The 9,999-nt window shown below is 60.4% G+C and carries 10 protein-coding genes; 3 read left to right on the plus strand and 7 right to left on the minus strand.

What is annotated here, in order from left to right:
- The 3 genes from PDO_RS04605 to pdxA form a co-directional block, all read left to right on the plus strand.
- The coding region (locus tag PDO_RS04605) for an exo-alpha-sialidase (protein ID WP_007598441.1) at positions 1-625 on the plus strand (625 nt) is incomplete at its 5' end.
- Between the two features lie 105 nt (positions 626-730).
- Positions 731-1,864 (plus strand): iron-containing alcohol dehydrogenase, encoded by a 1,134-nt coding sequence (locus PDO_RS04610; RefSeq protein WP_007598442.1) that lies wholly within the window; start codon positions 731-733, stop codon positions 1,862-1,864.
- A 29-nt stretch (positions 1,865-1,893) separates the two neighbouring features.
- Positions 1,894-2,877: a 4-hydroxythreonine-4-phosphate dehydrogenase PdxA gene (gene pdxA, locus PDO_RS04615; protein WP_007598444.1), complete on the plus strand. Its 984-nt coding sequence runs from the start codon at positions 1,894-1,896 to the stop codon at positions 2,875-2,877.
- Between the two features lie 55 nt (positions 2,878-2,932).
- Here the strand turns inward: pdxA and PDO_RS04620 are convergent, their stop codons facing one another.
- From PDO_RS04620 to kdgD, 7 genes are all read right to left on the minus strand, one after another.
- Positions 2,933-3,985 carry an ornithine cyclodeaminase gene (locus tag PDO_RS04620; RefSeq protein ID WP_007598446.1) on the minus strand — a complete coding sequence of 351 codons (1,053 nt, stop codon included), beginning with the start codon at positions 3,983-3,985 and terminating at the stop codon, positions 2,933-2,935.
- Positions 3,986-4,186: 201 nt separating this feature from the next.
- The gene (locus PDO_RS04625; RefSeq protein ID WP_007598447.1) at positions 4,187-5,467 is read right to left on the minus strand and encodes a TRAP transporter large permease; all 1,281 of its coding nucleotides are present in this window, start codon (positions 5,465-5,467) and stop codon (positions 4,187-4,189) included.
- Positions 5,467-5,988 carry a TRAP transporter small permease gene (locus tag PDO_RS04630; RefSeq protein WP_007598448.1) on the minus strand — a complete coding sequence of 174 codons (522 nt, stop codon included), beginning with the start codon at positions 5,986-5,988 and terminating at the stop codon, positions 5,467-5,469. Before PDO_RS04630 ends, PDO_RS04625 begins: the two co-directional genes overlap by 1 nt.
- Positions 5,989-6,081: 93 nt before the next feature.
- Positions 6,082-7,056 (minus strand): TRAP transporter substrate-binding protein, encoded by a 975-nt coding sequence (locus PDO_RS04635; RefSeq protein WP_007598449.1) that lies wholly within the window; start codon positions 7,054-7,056, stop codon positions 6,082-6,084.
- A 57-nt stretch (positions 7,057-7,113) separates the two neighbouring features.
- A complete protein-coding gene (locus PDO_RS04640; protein WP_007598450.1) occupies positions 7,114-7,998 on the minus strand; it encodes an amidohydrolase family protein in 885 nt (294 codons plus the stop codon).
- Positions 7,998-9,134, minus strand: a complete 1,137-nt coding sequence (locus PDO_RS04645) for a mandelate racemase/muconate lactonizing enzyme family protein (RefSeq protein ID WP_007598457.1) — start codon at positions 9,132-9,134, stop codon at positions 7,998-8,000. Before PDO_RS04645 ends, PDO_RS04640 begins: the two co-directional genes overlap by 1 nt.
- A 1-nt stretch (position 9,135) precedes the next feature.
- A partial coding sequence (kdgD, locus tag PDO_RS04650; protein ID WP_007598459.1) for a 5-dehydro-4-deoxyglucarate dehydratase occupies positions 9,136-9,999 on the minus strand: 864 nt, incomplete at its 5' end.

Consider the following 9,999-nt stretch of genomic DNA (forward strand, 5'->3'; position numbering starts at 1 on the left):
AAAGAACTGGAGCCTGACCGAGGTTCCAGACAGCTACGGCGCGGTGCATATGAATATCGTGCCCCGGGGGGACGGGCGCATGGTCGCCTTCTTTCGCAACCGGTATGCGACGCAGATCCTGTACAGCTGGTCCGACGACGATGGCCGCAACTGGAGCCCGCCGCAACCGACCGTGCTGCCAAACAACAATTCCTCGATCCAGGCGATCGATCTGAAGAATGGTTCGATTGCAATTGTCTACAATCATTCAAACGCCGAGAGTTCCGACCAGCGACGACTTTCGCTCTATGACGAGATCGAAGGCGAGGGGGGGGGCGAGGCGGTAGACGAACAGGCGGAACCGGCCACCGGCGGCACTTATGATGGCCCGCGGGCAGTGTGGGGCGTTCCCCGCGCACCCCTGTCGCTTGCCTTCTCCTATGATGACGGCGTGAGCTTCCTTGAGCATGTCGATCTCGACACAGGAGACGGCTACTGCCTCAGCAACAATTCGCAGCAGTCGCTCAATCGCGAGTTCTCCTATCCCTCGATCATTGAGGGTCCGGATGGCACGCTGCATGTGGCCTATACCTATTTCCGCCGCGCAATCAAATATGTCCGCATCCCTGTCGGTAAAGAGATCTGATGCCCGGCGAGCCGTGGTCAGGCGTTCCAGGTGGCCGCCTCCCACGCAATAACAACTTTACAAATCGGAAGCGCTTGTAAGCGGTCTTCCGGGGAGGAATGTTCGATGGCAAGCCTTGAAACGCCGATCACAATCGTTCGTCCGCATCTGATCGAATTCGGAGTGGGAACAGCGGGAAAGCTCGGAAAATGGGCGTCAGACAAAGGCTTTGCCCGCATATTGGTGATTTCCGATGCGTTTAATGCGGGCCGCGTCGATGCGCTCGAATTGCCGGGGCACGTTGCTGTCTTCGGCGAGGTGAAGCCCGAACCGGACACCGACAATCTCGACAGGGTTCTGGCGGCCGCAAACGCCGCAAATGCCCAGCTGATCGTTGGTTTTGGTGGCGGCAGCGCCATGGATCTGGCCAAACTGGCCGCAGTTCTGGTCGGCTCGTCGCAGAGCCTTCGCGACGTGGTCGGGCCCAACAAGGTCGAGGGACCACGTCGCGTGGCGCTGGCGCAGGTGCCGACCACCGCTGGAACCGGCAGCGAGGCGGGTATTCGCGCGCTGGTGACCGATCCGTCGACCATGGCAAAGCTTGCGGTCGAGAGCCTGTACATGCTTGCCGATATCGCGGTGATCGATCCTGCGTTCACATTCAGCGTTCCGCCAAAGGTGACGGCGGCGACCGGTGTCGATGCCATGGCGCATTGCGTCGAGGCCTTCACCAACCGCAAAGCACATCCGGCGATCGATCTGTATGCGCAGGAAGGGGCAAGGCTTGTCGGGCGTTATCTTGCCCGCGCCGTGCGTGATGGGGCCGATGCGGAAGCGCGCTCCGGCCTGGCGCTCGCTTCGCTTTATGGCGGGTTCTGCCTCGGCCCGGTCAACACCGCCGGCGGCCATGCGCTCGCCTATCCGCTCGGCACCCGCTGGCATGTACCACATGGTGCAGCCAATGCATTGATTTTCCCGCATGTACTCGCCTTCAACACGCCAACAGTGCCGGTCAAGACACAAGCCGTGATGCAGGCACTGGGATATGAGGGGAAGAATGACGTCGGCGCGGTCTTCGATGCGGCCTATGCCTTCTGTGCCGATCTCGGCATCGAAATGACCCTGTCAGGTCTGGGGGTGGACGCGGACGATCTTGCGACTATGGCAAGCGACGCCTTTGCAATCCGCCGGCTGCTCGACAACAATCCGCGCGACCTCAGCCAGGCCGACATTTTGGCAATCTACCAGGCAGCTTACTGAGCCTATTGTTTGAAGAAGGAAGCATGATAATGGCGCGCAACCCGAAAGTGGCAGTCACGCTCGGCGATCCGGCCGGTGTCGGCCCCGAAGTCATCGTCAAGGCGTTGGCGAGTATGGCGCCCGAAGAGCGAAGTGACTTCGTCATTGTCGGCAATATCGAAGCGCTTGAGCGCGCCGACAAGGCGACTGGCGCCGGTCTCAGATACGGTTTGGAGGCGGATGGCCGTGCGGATGTGGTGGCCGTTGACGAAGTGTCGCTCGATGCGCCACTGCCGGAGATCGGCAAGGTCAGCCCGATCGCCGGTGAAGCCTCGGTGCGCTACATCACCCGGGCCGTCGATCTTGCCATGAGCGGCCGGGCCGATGTCATCGTCACCGCGCCGATCAACAAGGAAGCGATGAACCTTGCCGGCCATCATCATGACGGTCATACGGGCCTGCTTGCCCATCTGACCGGCTCGAAAAGCTCCTTCATGCTCCTTGCCTCGGAACGGCTGAACACCATCCATGTCTCGACCCATATCTCACTGAAGGGTGCGATCGAACGGGCAACGACCGCGCGTGTCCTGGCGACCATCGAGGCAGGCCACAGGCATTTCATGCGGCTCGGCAAGAAGGCGCGCATCGCCGTCGCAGGCCTCAATCCGCATTGCGGCGAGAACGGCTTGTTCGGCACCGAAGATGCTGAATTCCTGGCGCCTGCCGTGGAACTTGCCCAGGCACAGGGCATCGATGTCGTCGGGCCGATCTCGGCCGACACCGTCTTTGCCCGCGCCTATAACGGCGCTTTCGATCTGGTGATTGCCCAGTATCACGACCAGGGTCATATCCCGATCAAGCTCGTCGCCTTCGAGACCGCAGTCAATGTTTCACTGGGACTGCCGATCGACCGAGTGTCGGTCGATCATGGCACGGCCTTCGATATTGCCGGAACCGGCAAGGCCAATCACGTCAATATGCTGTCGGCGATCGCCTATGCGCGGCTGATGGCGCGCGCGCCGCGTCCGGCATAAGTTCGGACGGCGGGCTTACGCGGCATGAAACGCCCCGGCAATCAGCGGGTAGACGTCAGTCCTTCGCCCGCTGCAGCATGCCGAACAGATCACGCGGATCGTCCGGATCGGCAATGATGTCGATATCCTGGTAGAAACCGGTGCCTACAAGCTTGGCGCGCACATAGCGCAGGGCGGAAAAGTCCTCGACGGCAAAACCGACGCTATCAAACAGGGTGATCTGGCCCGGCTCGTGACGCCCGATGGCCTCGCCGGTCACCACCTTCCACAGCTCCGTCACGGGGTAGTCGGGATCCATCTGCTGGATCTCGCCTTCGATGCGGGTCTGCGGCGGGTATTCGACAAAGGTATCTGCGCGCTTGAGGATGTCCTTGTGCAGCTCGGTCTTGCCCGGGCAATCCCCACCGATTGCATTGATATGCACGCCTGACCCAACCATGTTGTCGGTCAGGATCGTCGCATTCTGCTTGTCGGCGGTGCAGGTGGTGATGATCTCGGCGCCCTCGATCGCTGATTGCGCCGATGGGCATACGGTGACCGTGAGCCCCGAGCCCGCCAGATTGCGGGCGACCTTGTCGCTTGCGCGCTGGTCGATGTCATAGAGCCGGATCTTGTCGATACCAAGCACGGCCTTCATTGCCAGGGCCTGGAATTCTGCCTGTGCGCCATTGCCGATCATCGCCATGGTCTTTGCCCCCTTGGGTGCCAGATGGCGGGCGGCCATCGCGGATGTCGCAGCCGTGCGCAAGGCGGTCAACAGCGTCATTTCGGTGAGCAGAACCGGATAGCCGTTGGAAACCTCCGCCAGCAGGCCGAAGGCTGTCACGGTCTGCAGTCCCTGTGCCATGTTTTTCGGATGGCCGTTGACATATTTGAACGCATAGATCTCGCCGTCCGAGGTCGGCATGAGCTCGATCACGCCCTCGCGCGAATGGGAGGCCACGCGTGGCGTCTTGTCGAACAGCGGCCAGCGGCGGAAGTCGGATTCAATGACGTCGGTAAGCTCGGTCAGGACCGTTTCGATGCCGATGTGATGCACAAGGCGCATCATGTTTTCGACGCTGACGAAGGGAACGAAGGCTTTTTCCGAAGGGCTGGGTGCTGTCATGGTCCACCGGGGCTGGAGCGTTAACTGTAAGCAGTCTAATCCGGCAGGCAGGCTATGCGAAATGGCGATAATCTATCTGTTTGATCGATGAAACTGACGTTTTGCCTAGCGATGTTGCGCAAAGTGCAAGCTCTTTGCCGACCGGCGACAAAAAAGGCGGGGGCCGAAGCCCCCGCCAGATGCCTGTTTGAGCAGGGATGCTTACTTGAACAGGCTGGGGAGCCAGAGCGACAGCGCCGGAATATAGGTCACGGCCATCAGCACCGCGATGCTGGCGCCGAAGAAGGGCCAGATCGTCTTCATCGCTTCACGGATTGTGATGCCGCCGACCGCGCAGCCGACGAACAGAACCGTCCCGACCGGTGGCGTATTGAGGCCGATCCCGGCATTGAGGATCATCACCACGCCGAAATGCACCGGATCGATGCCGAAGGCTTTGACGACTGGCAGCAGCACCGGTGTCGCAATGATCACCATCGGTGCCATGTCCATGAAGGTTCCGAGCAGAAGCAGGATGATATTGATCATCAGCAGCACGACGATCGGATTGTCGGACACTGCGCTGATCGCCTGGACCAGCAGTGTCTGGACCTGCAGGAAGGACATCAGCCAGCCGAAGGATGCGGCTGTACCGATGACCAGCAGGACCATGGCGGTGGTCCGCACCGCGCCCAGCACCGCTTCGACGAAACCATCCCAATTCAGCTCCCGATAGACTAGCATGGCCACGAGGAAGGCGTAGAGGACTGCGATGCACGAGCTTTCCGTCGCCGTGAAGATGCCCGAGCGCACGCCGCCGAAGATGATGCCGATCAGCAGTAGACCCGGCAGCGAGGCAAGAAAGTAGTAGCCGAGCTTCTGAAAGCCGGGGAAGGGTTCAGATGGATAACCGCGGCGGCGCGCGACGATATAGGCGGTGACCATCAAGGCGGCTGCGAGCAGCATGCCGGGAATGACTCCAGCGGTGAACAGATCGGCGACGGAGACATTGCCGCCGGCGGCAATCGAGTAAAGGATCATGTTGTGCGATGGCGGGATCATCAGCGCGATGATCGCGGCATTGACCGTGACGTTGACGGCGTAGCTGCGGTCGTAGCCGCGGGCTGCCATCTGCGGGATCATCAGGCCGCCGACGGCGGACGCATCAGCGACGGCAGAGCCGGAAATACCGCCGAACAAGGTTGAAGCAACGATGTTGACCTGGCCCAGGCCACCGCGCAGATGGCCAACAATGCCGGCCGCAAAGCGGATCAGGCGATTGGCGATGCCGCCGCGCACCATCAGGTCGCCGGCGAAGATGAAGAACGGGATTGCCATCATGGCAAAGACGTTCATGCCGGAATTCATCTGCTGGAACACGACGATCGGCGGTATGCCGATATAAAGCACGGTGGCAAGCGAGGCGATGCCCAGGCAGAAGGCGATCGGCATGCCGATCATCATCAGCAGGGTGAAGACGCCGAATAGAACGGTATAGGCCATCACGCAGCCTCCTGCACAACAACGGTGGCGGCGATTTCCTCGCCGATGGACACATCAATGAAGCGCTCGGCGGCAAAGATGGCGATGATGGCGCCGCCGGCGATCAGCGGAAAGAAATCGACGCCGCCCGGCAGGCCGAGAACTGGAATGGTTGCAGTCCATGTACCGGCGGCCAGCAGAAAGCCGTAGTAGCTCATGGCGATGCCGAACAGGACGATCAAGCCGAGGCTGACCAGATCCATGATCTTCTGGATGGCCGGAGACGCGCCGTGACGGACGAAATCAAGCCCCAGATGCACGCTTTCCCGAACCCCGACGGCAGAGCCCAGCATGATGAACCACGACATCAACATCAGCGACAGCGGCTCTGACCAACTCGGCGTATCGTTCAAGATGTATCGGGCAAAGATCTGCCATCCGATAATCACGGTCATCGCGACCAGGCCAATCCCTGAAATATACAGGCACAGCTTGCTCAGGCGGCCAAGCCCCGGGCGAATGGCCCTCATAAAGCGCAACATAATTTCCTCCACGGCCGCAACGGAACAACGGCCACAATGCAAGTCCCCAAATGAAAACCGGCCGGATCGTTTGATCCGGCCGGTGTCTTCTGATTACTTGACGTCCTGAACGCGCTTGACCAGGTCCTTCATCTTCGCATCGGTGATGAACTTGTCATAGACAGGCTGCATCGCTGCGGAGAATTCCGCCTTGTCGACGGTGATGATATTGGCGCCCGAGGCACGGATTTTCTCTTCCGATGCCTTTTCGCGAGCCTGCCACAGTTCGCGCATCTTGCCGACGGATTCCTTGGCGGATTCGCGGATCACCGTCTGGTCTTCCGGCGTCAGCTTGTCCCAGGTGATCTTGGAAATGACCAGGATTTCCGGGGTCAGCGAGTGATCGGTCAATGTGTAGTTTTTTGCCACTTCGAAGTGACGCGAAGACTCGTAGGATGGCCAATTGTTTTCGGCCGCATCGACGACGCCGGTTTCAAGTGACGAATAGACTTCGCCGAAAGGCATCGGGGTCGGGTTGGCACCGAAGGCCTCCATCATCGCGATCCACAGATCCGATTGCTGGACACGTACCTTCATACCCTTGAGATCGGCGAGCTTTTCGATCGGTTTCTTGGTCGAATAGAACGAGCGCGCGCCGGAATCGTAGAAGGCAAGGCCGATCAGGCCATGCGGCTCGAAAGCAGCCAGCACTTCGTCGCCGATCGGGCCATCGACGACCTTGTGCATGTGTTCGGTATCGCGAAACAGGAAGGGAAGGCCGAAGACGACGGTTTCCGGCACCAGATTGTTGAACGGCGCACTGTTGACGCGGTTCATCTCGATCACGCCGAAGCGGGTCTGTTCGATCGTGTCCTTTTCGGCGCCGAGCGCCGCATTGTTCATGACCTCGATCTTGATGCGGCCATTGGTTTTCTGGGACACCAGTTCGCCCATGTACTTGACCGCGTCTACGGTCGGATAGCCGTCCGGATGGATATCGGCAGAACGGAGCGTGATTTCTTGCGCATTTAGAGCGCCAGCACCCAGTGTCAGCCCCATGGCGAGGCTCAGCATTGCGGCAGTTTTCATGTCTTCCTCCTCTTTATAAGTGATCCGCCAAAACCTCCCTGGATTGGCGGTTGGCTCTCAGGTCCCCTTGTTCCCCCTTGGTTCAAGGCCGAAGAGCTGCTCGGGATTGTCCACGAGTGCGAGACGGCGGGCGGCATCATCGGCCAGCCAGCCAAGAATTGTGTCGGTGAGGGCAGCGTCATCGGGATAGTCGGCTTGTGTCTTTGCCAGATTGTGCGGCCAGTTCGATCCCCAGACGATCCGTTCAGGCGCGTGCGCCGCAATCGTGCGGCCAATTTCAGCCACATCGGCGAAATCAGGCGCGCCGGTCTTTGACGATTCGTAAGCGCCGGCAAACTTGAACCAGCAATTGCCGCGATCGATCAGGCGTTTGGCGGCTGCCACCTGCGGGCTGTCCGGTGTCACGCCGCAGAAAAACTTGCCGTGGTGATCGAGCACCCAGCGTGATTTTAGCCTGGACAGACGGGCTTCGTGCTCGACGATGTTGCTGCCGTCGAATTGCACGGCAAGCATCCAGTTGCGGCTGGAGGCAATGGCGTCGACATCTTCCAGGTGAGTCAGGTCTACGCCACCGCCGGGTAGATCCATGATCCGTAGGCCGATCACGCGCGCATCTGCCAGTTCATCAAGTTCGGCTTCGGTTGCCTGACCGTTGATGGCGGCCACGCCCCAGCCGAGATCACCAAAGTCCTTCAGGCAGGCGATCAGGTTCTGGTTGTCGCGCTGATGGGCATTGCCCTGTGTGACGATGACCCGGTCGATGCCGATCCATTTCATGAATTCGCGGTACTGCGACGGACTTGGCAATTCGCCGGCTGGCAATGGCGGGCCACCTTCGATCGCGGGAAAGCCCGGCAGGTAGGCATGCATCTGCGTGTCGATCGCCCCCTTCGGGAACGCGATCTTCGGTTTGCGGCCGGAATGGGAGCGAACGAGTGTCATCAATCGTCCTTCATCTTGAAGTCGGCGAGGGCATCGCGGTTGATCTCGATGCCAAGGCCTGGACCATTCGGGATGGCGACAACGCCGTTCTGATGTTCGATCGGGGTATTGATCACCGCCTGACGGAACGGATTGTCGGTGCGGTCGAATTCGAGGATCGGTTCGATCGGATTGACGCGGACCGGATCGGGCACCATGGCGGCGATAAACTGCAGTGCGGCAGCGATATGCACGGCGGTGCCCCAGACATGCGGAACGACACGCACGCCGTGGAGGGCTGCGAGGTCGGCCACCCGCTTGGCTTCGGTGAAACCGCCGACGCCGGCCAGGTCAGGCTGGACGATATCGATGCAACGCGTTTCGATCGGTTCTTTCATACCCCAGCGACTGTGCCAGGTTTCGCCGCCAGCAACCGGGATCGGCTGCTTCGCACGTACTTCGCGGTAGGCTGCAAGTTGTTCTGGAACGACCGGCTCCTCGAACCAGTCGAGACCGTATTCGGCAGCACGACGACCGAATTCGACCGCTTCCAGAACGCCGTAGCCATGATTGCCGTCGGCCATCAGGCGCATATCGGTGCCAGCGGCTTCGCGCGCTGCCTTGATCACCCGCAGATCTTCCTCGATGCCAAAGCCGACCTTGATCTTCGAGGCATGGAAGCCTTGCGCGCGGTAGCCTGCAATATCGGTGGCATTGTCTTCGACACGATCAACGCCATCGCGCTTGAAACTGCCGGTGGCGTAGGCCTTGACGGTTTCGCGGAAGCGGCCGCCGAGCAGGATTGAGACAGGCGCGTTGAAGTGTTTGCCCTTGATGTCCCACAGCGCGATGTCGATGCCGGACAAGGCGGTAAGGGTCAGGCCACGTTGGCCCTGGTCACGCAGCGCATTGTAGAGCACTGCCCAGATCTTTTCGGTTTCCAGCGGATTGGCGCCGATCAGCCAGGTCTTGTAGGCTGCAACCACGGCTGCATTCGGCCGCGCCGGGCCGAGGCATTCGCCCCAGCCCGTCGTGCCATCGTCGCAAACGATCTCGACCAGCACATGTGCGCGCCGGTCAAAGCGCATGGACGCGCTCTGGAACGGAACGGCGAGCCTGTGCTCGAGCAGATGGGTGCGAACGTCGACGATCTTCATATCAGCGCTTCCATGGCTCGATCAGCTTGGCGAGCATTTCTTCTTCCGCCGGCGTCAGGTCATCGAGCGGCGGGCGAACCTTGCCGGCATTGAAACCCTGCAGGCGCACACCGGCCTTGACGGCCGACACGGCATATCCCTTGCGGCGGCCGCGCAGTTCCATGAAGGGATAGAAGAAGTCCTTTAGGATGGTTTCGCAGCGTTCGCGTTCGCCAGCGCGCAAGGCCTTGTAGAAGTCGACGGCCAATCCCGGAACGAAGTTGAAAACAGCCGATGAATAGGTGGTGAAACCGGCACCGAGATAGGCTTCGGCAAACAGCTCCGCCGTCGGCATGCCGCCGAGATAGGTGAGGCGGTCGCCAAGCGTTGCGGTGATCTGGCGGATCAGGCCGATTTCGCCGGTCCCGTCCTTGAAACCGACAAGGTTCGGGCAGGCGTCGCACAGGCGCTGAAGTACATCGACACCGATGACCGAATTGTCGCGGTTATAGACCATGACGCCGATGCCGACCGACTGGCACACGCGTTTGACATGGTTGTAGATGCCTTCCTGCGGCGCATCGATCAGGTAATGCGGCAGAAGCAGGATGCCGTCGGCGCCAGCCTTTTCAGCGGCGCGGGCGATCTCGATGGCCATTTCCGTGCCGTAGCCGCAGCCGGATACGATCGCTGTCTTGCCGGCCGCTTCCTTGGCGGTTGCGACGATGCGCGGAATTTCACTGGGGGAAAGAGAGAAGAACTCACCGGTGCCACCGGCTGCGAACAGGACTGGCGCATCGTAACCGGACAGCCACTCGACGTGTTTGGCATAGCTGTCTGGCTGGAACTGTCCTTCGCTGTCAAAATGGGTGACAGGAAGGACAAC

This window comes from Rhizobium sp. PDO1-076 (assembly GCF_000247475.1).
GTDB lineage: Bacteria > Pseudomonadota > Alphaproteobacteria > Rhizobiales > Rhizobiaceae > Allorhizobium.